We start from the raw sequence: 17,164 nt of genomic DNA, 5'->3' as shown, positions 1-17,164 counted from the left end.
TACCATTGGTTGAAGAAATCCGGCTATTCATTGAAAGTGCTGCGGGAAAGGCGGGGCATTGTGTACCTTTGAAGGAAAGCTGTAAGACCTATGGATATTAGCCCCTGGCATATTACCGACCGGCTTAAGATGGCTATTCAGGTTAGCGCCTGGGTATCTATTGTGGTGTTGTACGGTATTATTTTCACTGGCTACTTTTCCCTTGGGCTTAGTTTGGTCCGCGGCTTGCTGAATACGGTGCCCATGATGGTACTGTTTTACGTGAATCTGTTTTTGGTCAATCGTTTTTTTGAAAAGGGGCATTATCTGAGGTATGTGCTGCTGAACACGGTTCTTCTGGGAGGGGTAGTTTGCCTCAGAGTGGCCTTCAATTCCCTTTTTCCGGAAATCGGGCGGGAAGCTTTTTTGCAAAATGAGCAGCAGGGCTGGGTTGTGGGCGCGATTGCGACGAGCATAGCCGTGTTGGTAGTCAGTACCTTCTATCAGGTGTTGGTGAACCGCTACGAGCGTGAGCGGGAAGCCCAGGCCATCATTCAGGAGCAGCAGGAAGCACAGCTGCAATTCCTGCGTGCACAGATCAATCCGCATTTCCTCTTCAATACCCTGAACAACATTTACTCCCTGGCTGTCGTGAAATCCGATCAGACTGCTCCTATGGTGCTGCGTTTGTCCAATTTGCTGCGGTATGTGGTGTACGATGGGCGTAACGACCGGGTACAGCTCAAGCAGGAAATCCACCAAATCGAAGAATACATCGCTCTGTTTCAAATGCGTAGTGAGACGAGTTTAGTCATTGATCTTCAAATTGAAGGTGATCCGGAGCCCTATTGGCTGGAGCCCATGATTTTGATCCCGCTGGTGGAAAACTGCTTCAAGCACTGCGACTTCGACAGCAATCCTGACGCCTTTGCCCAAATCCGGCTTGGCATCCGCGAAGAACAGCTTCAATTCGAGACCTTCAATAGCAAGGATGATGCCCAGCAAAAAGACAAAACTGGCGGGGTTGGGCTGCAAAATATCCGAAAGCGACTGCAACTCAAGTATAAGGATGCCTACAAGCTGAGCATACTTCCAGGGGTTGATCAATTCCGGGTGCAGCTGTCTCTGCCCTTGTCCACACAAAACCCATCCCACCATGGCTAAACCCATTACTACCCTTATCGTTGACGACGAGTTCCTGGCCCTCAACTTGCTTGAGCACTACATCGAACAGGTACCGGGTTTAACCTTATCGGGGCGGCTTAAATCCCCTTTGGAAGCTGCCCAACGGTTGCAGGAAGGGGATATTGAGCTGTTGTTTCTGGATATTCAAATGCCTACCCTAAGCGGCAATCACCTGCTCCGCACCCTGAAGCACCCGCCAGTGACCATCTTCACCACGGCTTATGCTGATTATGCGGTGGAAGCCTTCGAGCTCAATGCCGTGGATTACCTGCTCAAGCCCTTCTCCTTTGAGCGTTTTTTGCAAGCGGTGAATAAGGCGAAAGAGCTCTTGCGCCCGGCCGTACCAGCCATGGTGCCGCAGGAAAGCAAAGACTATTTTTCCGTCAAGGTAGATGGGAAAGTAGTCCGTATTCCGTTTGAGGATATTCTGTTTATCGAAGGGCTGAAGGAGTACGTGCGCATTGTGTGCCGGGACGCTCGCCACGTCACCCTGGCCAGCCTCAAAGACCTGGAGGAATTACTGCCCGCCACGCACTTTCTGCGGGTCCACAAATCCTTCATCGTGGCCAAAAACAAGGTACAGGCACTCGACGGCAACCGGCTGGAAATCGGGGCGCACAAGATCCCCGTTAGCCGGAGCAGGCGAGAGGCTGTGGTGGAGGCGGTGTTTTATGAATGAGGGATTGCATAGGGTTTTTAACTATTGTTTAATCACCTTAAAAATATCCCGGGTGCCATCAGCCGCTATTAGCTCCAGCAAGTACATCCCCTTCGCCAACCCATCAGGCAGGTCCAGCTGAGTCTGTCCGGTGAACGGCAGCTCCTGATGGAACACTGCACGCCCCTCCAAACTCATTAGGCGGACCGAAAGGGTAGTGCCAGTCCAATTTCTGCCAGCAATCAACTCCAGGTGGTCTGTGAAGGGGTTGGGAGCGGCTACAATGCCCAGTTCGGCTTTCCCGGCATCGGTAGTGGTGACTTCCACGCCTTCCACGATTGTGTGGCGCTTATCGACTTCCGGGTTCTCAATCAAATCCACATGGCCGTTGGTCCATTCAATCCGGACAGAGTCCACAGTAGCGTTGTCGCCCAGCCCAAAGTGCAGTACGCTCGTGTGCTGAGAGGCATGGCTTGCACCACCCCCGTAAATTTCCTTGACGAGCACGAGGCTGTCTGTATAGACCCAGGCCCGGCTGCCGAAGGCATCGCGGTTGGTTTCCACACCAATTAGGTGAAGCTGCAGGTGGTGGTGGTCGTTTTCGGTTTCATTGACGTAGAATTTGGAGTAGCCGCCCAGCTCGTCCAGCACTACAGTTACAATGTCCAGGTCACCATCTTCATCATAATCCGAGTAGGCCATACCATGAACGTAGCGCGGATCGCTCACCCCGGCTTCATCGCTAATATCCGTGAAGGTTTTGTCGCCGTTATTCAGATAGAGCTTATCCGGGTCATTGATGGCGGTTGCAAAAGCCGGGAGTGTGGGTATCCTGCCATTGGCGACGTAGAGGTCTTCCCAGGTGTCATTATTGACATCGAAGAAAGCGGTACCCCAGCCTGTAGTATTCAGGTTGTCTTCTTCAGGGACCGTCGCATTTTCCACGCCGGCTTCCGTAGTCCGGTCTGCAAAGATGTCGTTTTGATTTTCGAGCAGGATGTTGCGCCCGATATTGGTGATGTAGTAATCCAGGTCCTGATCGTGGTCATAATCGCCGGCAGCAATGCCCATACCAAAAACTTCTATGCCGGTCCCGGTTGGTTCGCTGACATCGGAGAAGCTGTCTTCCGGGTAGTTGTTTTCAAATAGCCCGTTAGGGACAATGAACGGACCGAAGTCGTTGGCCAGATAAAGGTCCAGATCATTATCCAGGTCATAATCAGAAGCGATGGCGGCTATGGTACAGCCGAGGTCATCCACACCGAGCTCGGCCGCTACTTCGGTAAAGGTGAGGTCACCATTATTCAGGTAAAGGAAGTTGGGGTAACATTCGTGGGCAAGCCCGTCTACGGCTCCAAATTCGTCATAGGTAAAAATGACCTCCTGAATATGATTCAGGACATAGACATCCAGGAAACCGTCTTTATTGTAATCCAGGAAAACGGCGCCCATCGCGAAGGCTTCGTGCGTAATGCCAGCCTGCTCTCCGATTTCGGTGAAGGTACCATCGCCATTATTTAAGAACAGGAGGCTGCGGGCATCCGGCTGCTCAGACCCCTCAAAGCGCTCCCAGGTGGCTATGAAAATATCACGGTCTCCGTCATTGTCGATGTCCCCGGTGGTTACCCCCATCGTATTGTAATTCAGGGTGATGTTTAAGCCGATATCAGCCTGGATTTTTGTGAAAGTTCCATTACCGTTATTGCGGTAAAGCTCATCTTTGTTGAGGCCGCTGGTGACGTACATATCTTCATCCCCATCGTTGTCGTAATCAAAAAAGGCGGCACCGCCACCCATCAGGGCCCGGGCTTTAAAGTCATGGTCAAAGCCGATAGACTGCGCTTGTTCTGAAAAGACAACCTGTGCAACGGTTAGGAATGGGGAAGCCAGGAAAGAAAGGATAAGCAGGTAAATATACTTGAGCATTTTGCAGGTCTTTTTTGAAGGAACCAAGAATGGCAGGCCCCATCTACTGGAACCTGCCATTATAAACAAGGCCTTGCTTTTCTAGGGCTTGAAAATCATCACTTTGGTATCTACCATCTGGCCGTCCACTACCAAAGCGTAGAGGTAGCTACCGGCATCGAGGTTGTTGCGGTCAATATTCAGGCTGCTTTTGCCGGGCTGCACCGGGTAGGAAGCAATCAATGCGCCTTTGATATCGCGCAGTTCAATGACCGCACTGCCCAGGTTGCGGGGTACGAAGTACTCAATGCGGGTGTTGTTGATGAAAGGATTTGGGGCATTCTGTAACAGGTAGGCATCTTTGACGCCAAGGCCGGTTTCATCAGCAGCGCAACAGGATGCAAGACTGCGGCGGAAAATTTCGTTTTCGCGTTTCAGCGCTTCCTGATCTGCCTGTAGTTGCCGCAGCAGTGCTTTCATGGCTTCTAGTTGCTCTACTACTTCCTGCCGGGAGGACGTATTGAAAAGCTCGTCCTGTAGTACCAGGACATCCTGCGGGTATACCAGGGTTTCCTCCTTCTGTTTTGGGAGGTTTCTGTGGACATCCCAGTCCTGATCTGAATTCTCATGCGACCGGTCATTGGTTGGAGTACCGGACTTTTGGACTGGTGATGGAGTCATACCTGCCGATCTGCCATTATTAAGCACGGTTGTCTGCTCCTGGGCCAGGAGAGGCGTTCCGGCGATGACCAGGCATAGCATGATGATGAACGTAATTGTATTTTTCATGGTCTTGTTCGCTTTTGATTTTAGCGTTTCCGGTGATTTTATTTTTTTGTACGAGCTGCTGAAGCAGCCGGTGTAGCCCCGGCTTGCTGCTGCTCCTGTAATTGACCAACCATAACAGAAAGGGCCTCCATTTGAGCTTTGAGGGCCTCCATTTCTGAAAGTTGAGCCTTCAGTTCATCGATTTCCTGCTGTTGTGCCTCGATGACTGCCTGCTGTTCCTGTATAGCATTGATGGTAATATATATGAGAGGCGTGTCGTCGAAGGCAAGATAGCCTTTGCTTTCCTCCTGATCAGATTCTAAATTCAGGGAGCGGACAGCATAGGGCGCGAGTTCCTGCATTTCCTGTGCAATAATGCCAATATAATCTTTATCAGTAGGCATATTCAGTTTGCCATTGTAGCGGTATCGGACCGGGCGAATACTCATGAGCAATTCAAGACCGTCTTCGAAATTTCGGATATCCTCCTTCAGCCTGCGGTCGGAGGGCGTGCTCCAAGAACCGCCACCGGGCTTTACGGCATCATCCGCACCCAATGTAAGTAAGTGGCCAACCGAAGGCAGATCCCCCAGGCCAAGAAATCCTGTAGTCCCATCCAGGACCATCATGGGTTCGAACATCCCATTAAAAACAGAAAAACCGGAAGAGGTAAGAACGGTGAGATTTCCGGAAAAAAGCGAATTGCCCGAAATGTTGGCACCTCCCTGAACGGTAAGGCCAGTTGAAGCGTTTGGGACAGTATTTATCCCAACATTACCTGATTTGAGGTACAAGTTGCCAGACTCCAGTTGTAACTTGGAAGTTGGGGTTTGTGTGCCGATCCCAATATTATTGTCGTTATTAATTACCAGGCTGTTGTCATCTGCGCCTGGTTTGATTTTGAAGGGTAGACTGGAGCCTCCTGTAACATCGCGGATGAAGAAATTCGTTTCATTTCCTGCAATATCCCAGGTTTGAGGAGCCCAGCCACTTGAGCCATCCTGTTCGAAGCGTAGTGTAGGGGTGTCTCCATCCTTGGAGTGCATTTCGACAACCGGTGTGGATGTACCGAAGCCTACATCTCCGCCATTATCGACATACAGAGCATTGGAGGGAGCGGAAGCTTCAATCCGGAAAGGCGACCGCCCGGATGTTGCATCATCAATGCTGAAGTAGTTGGCACCGCCATTTGAAGAGTCATTGATAGTAATCCGCCAATCCGCTGAAGGGAATGAGGCACTGTTACTAGTGTCATTAAAATGAATACGGAGGTTATTTTCCTTATAGCGCTGCGTATCGAAACCAAAAGATTCCCCGTTGACACAATCAACCCCAACACAGCTACTGCCCTGAATGATGACATCCTGAACAAAAACCTGGGCATCTTCTGCCAGTGGGGTGTTGTCGGTGGCTATCGGTTCTGCCTGGGCCAAGATTCGCTTTGCGTAGTGAAGCTTTTTATGAGTGATGCTGGCAAAGGTCGCAGGTGGATCAATAAATTGCGGGGCAGCTTGGTGGTCCCACTGATAGGCATAGTGCGCTGCCTTGGGTTCCTTGAGGTTGGGGTCTGCAAATTTACCGTCCTGAATTTGATAGTAGACCGTGTAGCGCTCTACCGATGAGGGCAATTGATGCAATGTCCGGAAGGCTTTAAGGGCTTCTTCATCCTGTTGCGCTCTAATGGCCTGTAGTTCTGCTCTCTGCGCTTCGGAGAGTTTGAAGATTGGCGTTACCTGAAGGGTGTACTGACCGTCAGGCATCAGCTCCCCATCGGGCAGGGTGTTGCCAATGGTAATATCTTTTTGGTCGGCAACTTCAGCACGCCAGTAATAATCCGAGGGGCCGCTGATTTCCATAAGGAATGCATCCGGCGCAACCATATTTACGGTAAACTCCGTTTGGGAAGCGTTTACGCCAATGCTGTTGACATACTCCTGAGCTGATAGACTAAGGTTGCACAATAGCGTCGCTACTAAAAGCGGGGTTATTGTAAAGCGTCTTAGGGCCATGGTATAAATATTTGAGTGGTCAATGATTTGTTATAGGACAAAAACCCGCATGTTCATGCAAGATAATGAAATACTAAGGCTGGCTGTACGAAGTGTTTGTTGTGAAGATCCCGGATTTTCCGGGAAGCAATCGGTAGTGGTGCTTGTTCAAAGAAATACGTACTCAAGATAGGAAAAAATGAGCATCGATTGGTTCTTTGGGTGTCTATCTTTTCCTGATAGCAAAAAAAAGTACCTCCTGATTTTTTCAGGAGGTACCCCGTAGGTAGTCATGCTGTTGTTTTAGTAGACCAGAAATGCCTGTGCACTATCTCTGCTCTTTGTCTCGCCGGATGACTTCCTCAATCTGGTTGACCTTAATATTTTTAGCGATAATCTTCCGGTCAGGCCCGATTACATAGATCTCGGGTGTGACATCTACGTAGTATTTGCCGTAGATGGAACGGTTGGAAGGGTCGAAGACATTGGTCCAGCTCATGCCAGTTTTCTTAATGTAATCTGTCCATTCCTTTTGGTCGGTATCCAATGCGATACCGTAGACATCGACGCCTTTGTTTTTCCACTCCCGGTAGAAGTTGACCAGTTTGGGCGTTTGCTCCATGCAGTGCTCACAGGTAGGGTTGTACATGTAAACGATCAGGTAAGGCGCTTTAAGGTCAAGCAGTGTTTTCTCGGAACCATCAGGAGCAAAGGAAGTCACATTGGGCGCTTTATGGCCAACCAGACTGCCTGCCATTTCCTCGGCCCGCTGCTGCAAGCCGTATATATTCATGGAGTCTGACCAAAATGCCCGCTCCTTTGTAAAGTAGTTTTGCACCATAAATACATACATCGCCTCTGCATCCATGAGCGTAGTCTTAGTTGGCTCATACTTCAGGGTAATCCAGTTGGCGAAGAATTTGAGGTACTCTTTAGTGGCTTCGTTGTCAACCACTTTATCCATCAGGAATTTAGTGGCAGCTCTCAGAGAATCCGGGTTTTGAGCCGTTAGTTCGGTGATGTACCGGTTGAGCTTATTGAAAATGACGGGCGTGCCCAACAGGCGCTCATCGGTAAAGTCCACGCCATTCCAAAAGTCCTGCCGGAAGTAGTATACCTGTGCTTCGGTATCGATGCTGCCATCCGGGCGTTTGGGCTCGCGGAGGTCCGGATTTTGCCCGGCACGTTTGTAGCTGGTGAAGAAGGTGTTAGGATATTGCTCAAACAGGCTTTGCAGGTGTGCTTTGCGCTCCTGTATCAGTGCGCTCCGTTCGGCGGTAAGGCGCTCGTATTCTGCAGATCCCTTCTGCAGGCCCTGCAGCTGGCTGGAGATGGCATCAAATTTTGGGGACTGGTTTTGCTCAAATTGCAGGTTTTGGTACAGTATCTCATTTTCGAGATTCCCTTCCACCTGCATGGTGCCAACCACATCACCGGCATCCGCCTGAAGCTGCATCGTCTGGTCTTTATCAATCAGGAGTTGGACCACCGCCTGCTGAGGAATAAGAATGTAGTAGAAGCCAGGCAGATAGGGCTCTGATCTTTGAAAATGAATAACGCCACCCTGTCCCACAACTGTAGAGTCGGCCCGGAAGCGCTGTTCGTTGAGGTGACCGATGAGGGATACGGGGCTGCCGGCCTGTATGCCGGAAAGCGTAAGTGTGATGTCCGGGGCCTCAGCGGGAGAATTGTCGCGGACAGCCATAGGTGTAGCGGGAGTTGGGGCACTATCGTTCGTGTTGCTGGCTCCCTGAGAAGCCGGAGAATTGCAGCCCATGATAAAAAGGGCCAAAACGGCTATTAGTATTGGTTTCATATTGTGCGTATTAAGACTTTCAACAATTTGCTGCGCAAAAGTAATAATATCCATTCAGGAAAACCCAATAAAACAGCCCCGGTAATACTACGGTACTACCGGGGCTTGAAGAAAATGGCTCTTGTTTTACTTCGTCTTGATAAACCGGAGCAACTGCGCCTGACCGTCTGCTGCCCTAACCTCAATCAGGTACAGCCCGGTTGCCAGCTGACTGACATCCCAGGTGGTTTGAATGCTGCCTGGCTCAAGGATTCGGGTCTCGATGGCTTGCCCCAGTTCGTTATGTAAAATGAGGTTCACAGGCTGTTCCACCGGCTTTTGCCATTCCAGCGTAAGCTGTTCGGTCGCAGGGTTTGGATAAAGTTGTATGTTTTCGTCCGAAATGCCGAAGGTGGGGGCTTGTTCTGCTACTTCGCCTTCCAGCCATTCCTTATCTTCCTGAGAGAGGGTATTGTTATTCAGTACCCGGTATTTAACATCTCCAAATACGGCACGGGTTGTGCCAAACGGGTCATTGGAGAAAGCAGTCAAACCAATTTTCAGGCATTCGTTCATGTTAATTTCCACGACACTAATGAGTTGGAAATTACTACCGCTGTTACTGTACAGCGCTCTGACGAGATTCCCCCTACGTATTAATCGTAAGAAAACAGGGAAGGGTTTATAATAAAGAGCGGTCTGTTTAAAGCCATCCGTATTCTGACGATGCTCCCAGCGCACCAGGTTAGTAAGATTGGAAAGTACGCTAACTTGCTTGGCGCCAGGGTCATTATTTTCCCGGATCATAATCCCACCGTACCCGCTGTCTCCAAGAAGGCTGTCCACGCGTACCTGCATGCCAAAATCACCACACAGCTCAATGCTGATGTAGGCCTGGTCGTCTTCCGTCTGGAATGTGGTGTTTTGGGCCGTAGAAGTAATGGAAAACTGTTCTCCGCAGGGGTTATAAGCATAAGTGTTGCCGCTCGTACTTTCGCCAATATCCGCACTCTCCCAGGGTTCGGGCAGGGCATCACCGGTATTGACCAATAGCATAGCCGTGCAGCTCGCAACGTTGCCTGCGGCGTCTGACAGATTGACTTCCACAGGCACAACGCTTCCTGATTCATCACAGGTGATCATTGTTGTTTCTATTTCTGCCATACCCAACTCACAATTGTCTGTGCTGGCACTCAAGTCAATGACATCTTCAATCGGTACTTCGAAGGTGCCATCGGGTTCGATAATGATTTCTGTATCCAAACAAACTGGGACCGGCGCTTCTGTATCATTTACCGTGACGTTGAAGGTACAGCTCATAGCAGGGTTATTGCAGGCGTCAGCACCATTGACTTCAACTATTGTTGTACCAACTTCAAAGAAACTGCCTGGTGCTGTGCTATAGTTCACCATGACAGAACCGCAGTTGTCATTCGCCTCAGCGGCAAAAGTGACAATGGCTCCGCAGTCTCCTTCATCATTGCTTACCGTTATATTGTCCGGGCAGGTGAGCACGGGCGGTGTCGTGTCTTCAATGGTGATCATCTGGTCTTGCTCGTCGCTGTTGCCGCATGCATCAGTTATGGTCCAGGTTCGTGTAATGACTCCGGAATTACCACAGGCTCCGGAGAAGCTATCCTCGTAATTGATGTCAATGGTACCGCATAGGTCGTCCCCGGAAGGCATACCGGTACTGGCCGGATCGGTACTTTGTCCACATTCTACTTCTGTGTCCATTGGGAAGCTGGTAAACTCCGGCGCGGTGTTGTCGACAATAGTAATGGTTTGTACCTGCATGACGGAGTTGCCGACATTATCCGTAGCCGTCCAGGTGCGCTCAAAGGAGCCGGTGTCCCCGCACCCATCTGTCATTGGCCCGTCTTCATAGGTGGGCATAGGGGAGGAGCAGTTATCCGCTGCCACCGGCATACCTGTACTGGCAGGGTCGGTGCTTTGGCCGCATTCCACCTCAGCATCCATTGGGAAGCTGGTGAACTCGGGGTCGGTGGTATCCTGAATGGTAATCGTTTGCATGCATTCATTGCTGTTCCCCGTGTCATCCATTACACTCCAGGTCCGTTCGATCGTGCCAAGACCATTGGTGAGCATATCCTCATCTTCGTAATCCGGCATTAAGCCAGAGGTGCAGTTGTCGGTAGCAGTTGCCATACCGGTGTTGGCGGGCAGGGTGCTCTCATCGCATTCAATCGTAATGTTGTCAGGACAAGTGATTTCCGGGTCTTCTGCATCATTAACCGTTACCGTAAAGGTACACTCATCTGCCATCAGGTTGCAGGCGTCGGTTGCATTGACGGTGACAGTGGTTTCACCTACAGCGAATACTGTGCCCGGATCCTGACTGTAGGTAATCATAACTTCACTACTGCAGGCATCATTGGCAGTAGCCATAAAGGTAACCACAGTACCGCAGGTGCCAGCGGTATTCGTTTCTACGATATCATCCGGGCAGCTCAGGCTTGGCGGCGTCGTATCCTCGATGGTGATCAACTGATCCTGCTCCCGAACGTTGCCACACTCATCAGTAGCCGTCCAGGTACGGGTGATGATACCCGTGTCACCGCAATCTTCCGCAAAAGCATCGCTGAAATTAATCGTAACCATACCACAAACATCCGTACCACCAGGCATTCCTGTATCGGCAGGATCAGTACTTTCGCCGCACTCCACTGTAGTATTTGCCGGGAAATCAGTGAATACAGGTTGGGTATTATCCACAATAGTAATGGTCTGAACTTGCATCACCATATTGCCAGCATTGTCGGTAGCCGTCCAGGTACGCTCGAAGGAGCCGGTGCTTCCACACCCGTCCGTCATAGCTCCGTCTTCGTATTCTGGCGTAGGGGTGGAACAGTTGTCCTCTGCCACAGGGGTTCCGGTACTGGCCGGGTCAGTGCTTGCCCCACATTCCACTTCGGCATCCATCGGGAAGCTGGTGAACTCGGGGTCGGTGGTGTCCTGTATGGTGATGACCTGCACGCAATCGTCGCTGTTCCCTGCGTCATCCATGACGCTCCAGGTCCGTTCGATGGTGCCCAACCCATTGGTGAGCATATCCTCATCTTCGTAATCCGGCGTTAAGCCCGAGGTGCAGTTGTCAGTAGCGGTTGCCATACCGGTGTTGGAAGGCATTGTACTCTCGTCGCACTCGATGGTAATGTTTTCCGGGCACGTAATATCGGGAGGAATGTTTTCAGCCTGTATTTCCAGGTCTGCCGTAGCTGGCTCTCCTACGGATAGTCCATTGCTTGATACTAAAGAGGTGGTATTCGTATAGGTATCAGAGGAGATATCACAAGCGGCATCTAATTCCACTGAAAAGGTGCAATTGCTACCGGGAGCGAGTATACCTCCTGTAAAGGAGAGCAGGGTAGATCCTGAACCACTAAGCACCGAGCCGGTACCACAGATATTGGTCTGCGCGGAGCCACTAAAGGTGAGCCCTGAAACCATAGCGGAAAGGTCATCTGTAAAACTAATGCCGGAGACCTCGGTAGCACCATTATTGGTCAGGGTGAATTGAAGCGTGGTACTGTTTCCGGCAATGACAGAAACCCCAGGGAAGGACTTTTCCAAATTTATGGACTCTATGGTCAGCTCATCGGTTGCAGGGCTTCCGGTGACGGTGTAACCATCGCCTACGGTGCTGCCGGTCAGGGCAGAGGAGGTACTGGTATAAATACCACCGTCCGCAGGATCAGGGACCTGAAGCGTCACGGTAAACATACAGGAATTCCCCGCTGTAACAGAGGCTCCCGAAATATTGAGTACACTGGTTCCTGTGGCATTGCCTCCACAGGGCGCCACCGGGAGCATTGCAATGGAGAGCCCGGATAAAGCGGCATCAAAATCATCTGTGAATTCAATGTTTTCCAGATCGTACGCATCACTGAGGTTAGTCAGGGTATAAATAACCTCAACGGTGCCGCCGGGAACGGTGGAATTGGGCAGGAAGGTTTTTTCAATGCCTATTAATTCAGACTGCACCTCCAACGTTGTATTCAGCGGAGGTAAAGTAGTAGCAATACCATCAAAGTCTGATGAAATCTGAGAGGTGACCAATCCGTATTGGTTATCATCGGCGCTTGCCGGCACACGGACATTCACGGTAAAGGTTTCGGATGTACCGGGTGTCAAATTACCTCCGTTGAGGGTTAACGTCGTTGTCCCGCTGATTTGGCTACCGATGCCAACGACGTCACTTTCAGGCAAGCCTTCTGCTGAGAATCCGGATGGCAATGAAAGGGTGAAGACCATATTAGTTAAATCAACAGTACTGACGTTCTCAAAGCTGAATTCTAATGTCGCCAGGTCACCTGCCACCACAGGGTTATTGAGGACAGTCAGGCTAGCTTCAAGACCCGAAATAATCAGCTGATCTGTTCCTGCCAGGCTGGATGCACTAAGTTCGTTGATAGTGGAATTGAGCGGGGATGTGGTATTGGTATACACTCCGGGCAGAACGCTTGCCGGGGTTTGGATGGTCACCTGGAAGGTGCACGATCCACCGGGGCTCAGTTCTCCACCGGTTAGTTCCAAATTAGAAGTGCCCGTGATTGCCGAGCCGGTCCCGCATGGATTGGTGGGCAGTGGCCCCGAAACGACGGTCCCGCTGAGGAACGCATCCAGGTCATCTGTAAAGCTGATATTGGTCGCATTGTAGGTCGCCTCGTCCGTGTAGTCAATCGTAAATTCAAGCGTAGCTGTTTCTCCGGCAAGGATGGCTCCCTCTACTATGGATTTGGTGATTCTAGGGGCAGGGAGTATCGTAAGGTCATCGCTGGCTCCGGCACTAAATGTGGTCTCTCCGTTAGTGGTGGAGGACAGTAATGAGGTCGTATTCGTATAGGTTCCGCCTAGGGTTCCCTCCTGGATCTTTAATGTTACAGTGAAAGTGCAATTTCCTGCCGGGGGGAGGTTCCCTCCTGTCAGCTGAAGGGTAAGCGAGCCGCTTACAGTAGGAGTAGTTACCAATGACCCGGACCCGCAAAGATTTGCCCCCAGGCCTGAAAGCACTTCAACACCTGAAAGAAAATCCCCAAGGTTATCAGTGAAGCCTATTCCTGTCATTGCCTCAGTGGCATTGGGGTTGGTTAGAGAGAATTCCAAATCAACCGTACTTCCTGGCACAGCTTCAGTACTTTGAAAGGTTTTTGTGAAATTAGGTACAATTTTGATCGCCAGATTATCCTGAGCAGGGTCACCAGAGATCGCCCCTCCAGATGTATTCGCAGTTATAGCGCTCGTCGTGTTAGGATAAATGCCTGTGGCGGCTCCCGCAGGAACTTGTAGTGTTACCGTAAAAGTACAGCTGCCTTCCGATGGGAGATTACCACCGGTGAGGGTAAGGGTATTCGTCCCGCTCAACGTTGAGCCCGTGCCGCAAACGTCACTTTGAGGTAAGCCTACTGCAACCAGACCGGATAATGTAGCATCCAGATCATCGGTGAAACTGATATCCGTTAGCGCTTGATCTCTGCTAAAGTTAGAAATGGTAAAAGTCAGGTCCACCTGATCCCCGGGGCCGACTGGGTCATTACTGAAAGACTTTTCAAGAAAAACCTCACCGGGCTGGTTCACGTTAAGTGTGGCAGTAGCAAAACCGGAGGAGCCAGTTTGTGTGCCAAGCGCACTCGTTACGTTTTCAAGCGTTTCCACCCCCAGTTCCGGAACAACATCAAAGGAAACGGAGCAGGTTGCGCCTGCATCAAGAAAAATGCCAAAGGCATTTAGGCTGGTGCCATCTTCTGATAATGTAATCGTTGCAGGCTGTGAAAAGGAACCTACGGTAAAGCCTTCACAATCAGTCTCAAAGTTGGAAGGCGATGCAGCAACCATACCGACTGGCAAAGGATCCGTAAATGAAATATTCTGAACGTTATTAGTATTGAGCGTGTTGTCAACGGTTAAGGTCAGCCGGCTGGGCTGTCCAACGGTTACACTGCCTGGGGCAAAATTCTTATAGAATCCAGGCCTTGAAACATTTATTTGGATATCGGCCATGGTGTTGCCACTATTACCCCGTTCTGAGGTAAGATCACCAGAGGTGTTGGTAATAGTAGCAGCGGATGCAGAGGTACTAACGACATTAATGGATACCGTACAACTTGCTCCTGCAGTCAACTCGCCATCGGTATAAGTTAAAGTTGTACCACCGGAAGGCCCGCTCAGTGCACCCCCAGAGCAAGTCGTTTCTAATCCCGGCGCATCAGCGATGACCAGGCCACTTGGCAGCGTATTCGTAAACGATATTCCGGTCAGTGGATTAGGAGAACCCGTATTGTCTATTGTAAAAGTCAAACGGCTGGAACTTAAAGGTCCAATATCGTTGGGTGAAAATGCGGAAGAAAAAGAAGGAAGTATATCAAAGACTTCAATATCGTCACTCACCATTGATCCGTTAACGGTGTAGGTAATCGTATGCACCCCAACGCCCGCTCCAGCAGGATTAAAAGAGTACGTCATGCCATTGCCATCATCAGAAACGCCGGGGCCGCTGTAAACACCACCGGTAGGCGTACCGCCCCCTTGCCCGGTCAGGGTGGGAGTATCAATATTAACATCTTCGGGAGCTGTAAAGGCAAGATTTGGCTCTGTACTTTGCCCGCATACCTGTATCGCTGCTTCAAAGCCATCCTGGCAACTGGTAAAAGGGCCGGTAGACAATACAAAAATCAGGCATTCGTCAATCGCCGTACCAGTAATGGTTTCGCCGCTAAGGTTGGTGCCGGTTGCAGGGCCAAAGAGTATGGTTGAACCACCACCGGTGGACCCCTGGTAAACCGTGAGCACATCGTCCAAACCGAGGGTTCCTGCGATAATGTTGGCTTGGCCTACCTTGCCGGCATCCGGGCAGATTTCAAAAATGGTGCCTTCTGCCTGATTGTTGCCAAAACAGGCGTAACGGGATAGCTGTCCTGAAGGGCAGCCACAGGCTTCAGTTACCTCCACATCATCCATAGCCGCCTCCTCACAGCCACCTGGCTGCGTGTAGGAAAGGGTATGTATGCCGACCCCGGCAACGCCCGGGTTGAAATCGTAGGTGCCGTTGCCGTTATCTGTTACACCGGGGCCACTGTAGGTACCACCTGCCGGGGTGCCGCCGGTAAGATCTTGTTGTAATCCGGCATCTACGCATAAATCTGCCAAAGCGGTTAAACTGACGACCCCGGACTCGAACACTTCCACCTCATCCGTTCCCATTTCACCGCCAAAGGTGTAAGTGATGGTATGTACCCCAACACCTGCACTGGCAGGGTTGAATGAGTAAGTCATGCCATTGCCATCATCAGAAACGCCGGGCCCACTGTAGACCCCTCCTTCCGGATTGCCACCTGACAACCCGGTTTGAATGCCGGCAGTGATGCACAAATCTGCCAAAGCCATAACGTTAACCTCCGGAGCGACGTTTTCGCCGCAAACAGCCAGTCCGGTTTCCAATGGTAAGCCATTTCCAGTGGCACAGCTGCCAATGGGGCCTGAGGAGATTACGAAAATCAGGCACTCATCAGCTGCGGGACCGTTAATGACAGTATTGCTTAGGTCTCCGGTAAGAGGGCCGGAAACCAGTGTGCCGGAAGTACCAGAACCGGAAGTGCCGCTGTATACGTGGAGCACATCACCGTCCATAGTGAAAAAGGAACCAATCGTCCCAGCCGTGATGGTGGCCTTCGGTGACTGCCCGGCAGTAGGGCATACTTCAAAGGCGACGGTATTCGATTCATTGTTGTCGTAGCAATAGAAAAACGAAGATTGCCCAACCGGGCAGCCACAGGCTGCTAAAACTTCGATGTCGTCCATGGCAGTTTCTTCGCAAATACCCGGAATAGTATAGGAGATGGTATGGACACCAAGCCCGGCAATACCCGGATTGAAGTCATAGGTGCCATCCCCATTATCCGTTACGCCCGGACCGCTGTAGGTTCCGCCGGAGGGCGAACCGCCGCTGAGTCCCGTTTGTAGGCCTGCATCGATGCAAACATCTGCGGGTGCAATAAAGGAAGCCATTGGGGAAGCGAAAACCTCCACATCATCCATGGCGGAATTGCCGCCTACGGTATAGGTGATTGTTGTAATGCCCACGCCTGCTGTTGCAGGATTGAAATCATAGGTGCCGTCTTCGTTGTCGTTCACGCCATCACCGGAGTAGATACCACCGGTAGGCATACCGCCACTGAGGCCACTTTGTACCCCATCGGTTTCACACAGGTCATTGGGGGCGAAGAAGGTAACCGGTGCCGTACCGCCAACGTCGCTGGCGCAAACCTGTAGTTCGGTATTAACCCCACCGCTTTGGCAGCTGACCCCAAAACTATTGGAAGCATTGATGACGAAAATCAGGCAGTCACCGGCATTGGTCGAAGTGAGGGTTTCTCCAGCCACTCCAGTACCAGCTGGGCCGAAAACAATATTTCCAGGGGCGATGGAGCCTTCATATACGGTGAGCGTCGCAACAAACGTTGGTGGGTTATGCAGAAAACCAGCCTGTATAATTTCGGCTTCTACTGTTGCAGTAGGGTCATCGGGGCAGACTTCAAAGGCCGTAGTGTTGACTTCCGGTAGGGTGTAGCAATAGCTGTAAAATTCTTCCCCTGCATCGCATTGGGCGACGATGAATTCCGGGGACAAAACCGCTACAGCGACTAGCAGTGCAGCAGGGATCCATTGGGCTAGGCGGTTCTTTGTGCTCAGCATGGTGACTTTTTTCGATTATGATTTACTGCCTTTCCGAACACACGGAAAGGGGGCTTAACTTTTGAGCTGCGGGTATGATTGCCAATTTCGGATTAGCTAAAAAAACCAATGCCATATATGTCAAGGACATATGGCGGCGTTTCCCGCTTTGTCAAAAGTGTTTTTACCTTGTTG

The 17,164-nt window shown here is 50.9% G+C and carries 7 protein-coding genes; 2 read left to right on the top strand and 5 right to left on the bottom strand.

Translation table 11 applies throughout. The annotated features are described in order from the left end of the window. Window positions 1-90: 90 nt before the first annotated feature. Both ACO08I_RS05920 and ACO08I_RS05915 read left to right on the top strand, forming a co-directional pair. Window positions 91-1,143 (top strand): sensor histidine kinase, encoded by a 1,053-nt coding sequence (locus tag ACO08I_RS05920; RefSeq protein ID WP_421948799.1) that lies wholly within the window; start codon window positions 91-93, stop codon window positions 1,141-1,143. Continuing rightward, the gene (locus ACO08I_RS05915; RefSeq protein ID WP_421948798.1) at window positions 1,136-1,843 is read left to right on the top strand and encodes a LytR/AlgR family response regulator transcription factor; all 708 of its coding nucleotides are present in this window, start codon (window positions 1,136-1,138) and stop codon (window positions 1,841-1,843) included. Before ACO08I_RS05920 ends, ACO08I_RS05915 begins: the two co-directional genes overlap by 8 nt. A 21-nt stretch (window positions 1,844-1,864) precedes the next feature. Here ACO08I_RS05915 and ACO08I_RS05910 read toward each other — a convergent pair whose 3' ends face one another. From ACO08I_RS05910 to ACO08I_RS05890, 5 genes are all read right to left on the bottom strand, one after another. Further along, window positions 1,865-3,748 (bottom strand): FG-GAP-like repeat-containing protein, encoded by a 1,884-nt coding sequence (locus tag ACO08I_RS05910; protein WP_421948797.1) that lies wholly within the window; start codon window positions 3,746-3,748, stop codon window positions 1,865-1,867. An 81-nt stretch (window positions 3,749-3,829) separates the two neighbouring features. Beyond that, complete coding sequence (locus tag ACO08I_RS05905) at window positions 3,830-4,516, bottom strand: T9SS type A sorting domain-containing protein (protein WP_421948796.1); 687 nt, start codon at window positions 4,514-4,516, stop codon at window positions 3,830-3,832. Window positions 4,517-4,554: 38 nt separating this feature from the next. Then, window positions 4,555-6,504, bottom strand: a complete 1,950-nt coding sequence (locus ACO08I_RS05900) for a tail fiber domain-containing protein (protein ID WP_421948795.1) — start codon at window positions 6,502-6,504, stop codon at window positions 4,555-4,557. Window positions 6,505-6,811: 307 nt separating this feature from the next. Then, window positions 6,812-8,299, bottom strand: a complete 1,488-nt coding sequence (locus tag ACO08I_RS05895; protein WP_421948794.1) for a thioredoxin-like domain-containing protein — start codon at window positions 8,297-8,299, stop codon at window positions 6,812-6,814. A gap of 126 nt (window positions 8,300-8,425) precedes the next feature. After that, window positions 8,426-16,990 (bottom strand): HYR domain-containing protein, encoded by an 8,565-nt coding sequence (locus tag ACO08I_RS05890; protein ID WP_421948793.1) that lies wholly within the window; start codon window positions 16,988-16,990, stop codon window positions 8,426-8,428. Window positions 16,991-17,164 lie beyond the last annotated feature (174 nt).

The sequence above is a fragment of the Phaeodactylibacter xiamenensis genome (genome assembly GCF_965229835.1).
In the GTDB taxonomy this organism is placed as follows: Bacteria; Bacteroidota; Bacteroidia; order Chitinophagales; family Saprospiraceae; genus Phaeodactylibacter; species Phaeodactylibacter xiamenensis.
Note: the sequence above shows the minus strand (reverse complement) of the source record. Positions and strands in the feature narration are given on the sequence as shown.

What these genes read in the sequence shown, in the direction of transcription:
- ACO08I_RS05900 (WP_421948795.1), bottom strand. Translation starts at nt 6,504, where the DNA reads ATGGCCCTAAGACGCTTTACAATAACCCCGCTTTTAGTAGCGACGCTA.
- ACO08I_RS05905 (WP_421948796.1), bottom strand. Translation starts at nt 4,516, where the DNA reads ATGAAAAATACAATTACGTTCATCATCATGCTATGCCTGGTCATCGCC.
- ACO08I_RS05895 (WP_421948794.1), bottom strand. Translation starts at nt 8,299, where the DNA reads ATGAAACCAATACTAATAGCCGTTTTGGCCCTTTTTATCATGGGCTGC.
- ACO08I_RS05920 (WP_421948799.1), top strand. Translation starts at nt 91, where the DNA reads ATGGATATTAGCCCCTGGCATATTACCGACCGGCTTAAGATGGCTATT.
- ACO08I_RS05910 (WP_421948797.1), bottom strand. Translation starts at nt 3,748, where the DNA reads ATGCTCAAGTATATTTACCTGCTTATCCTTTCTTTCCTGGCTTCCCCA.
- ACO08I_RS05915 (WP_421948798.1), top strand. Translation starts at nt 1,136, where the DNA reads ATGGCTAAACCCATTACTACCCTTATCGTTGACGACGAGTTCCTGGCC.
- ACO08I_RS05890 (WP_421948793.1), bottom strand. Translation starts at nt 16,990, where the DNA reads ATGCTGAGCACAAAGAACCGCCTAGCCCAATGGATCCCTGCTGCACTG.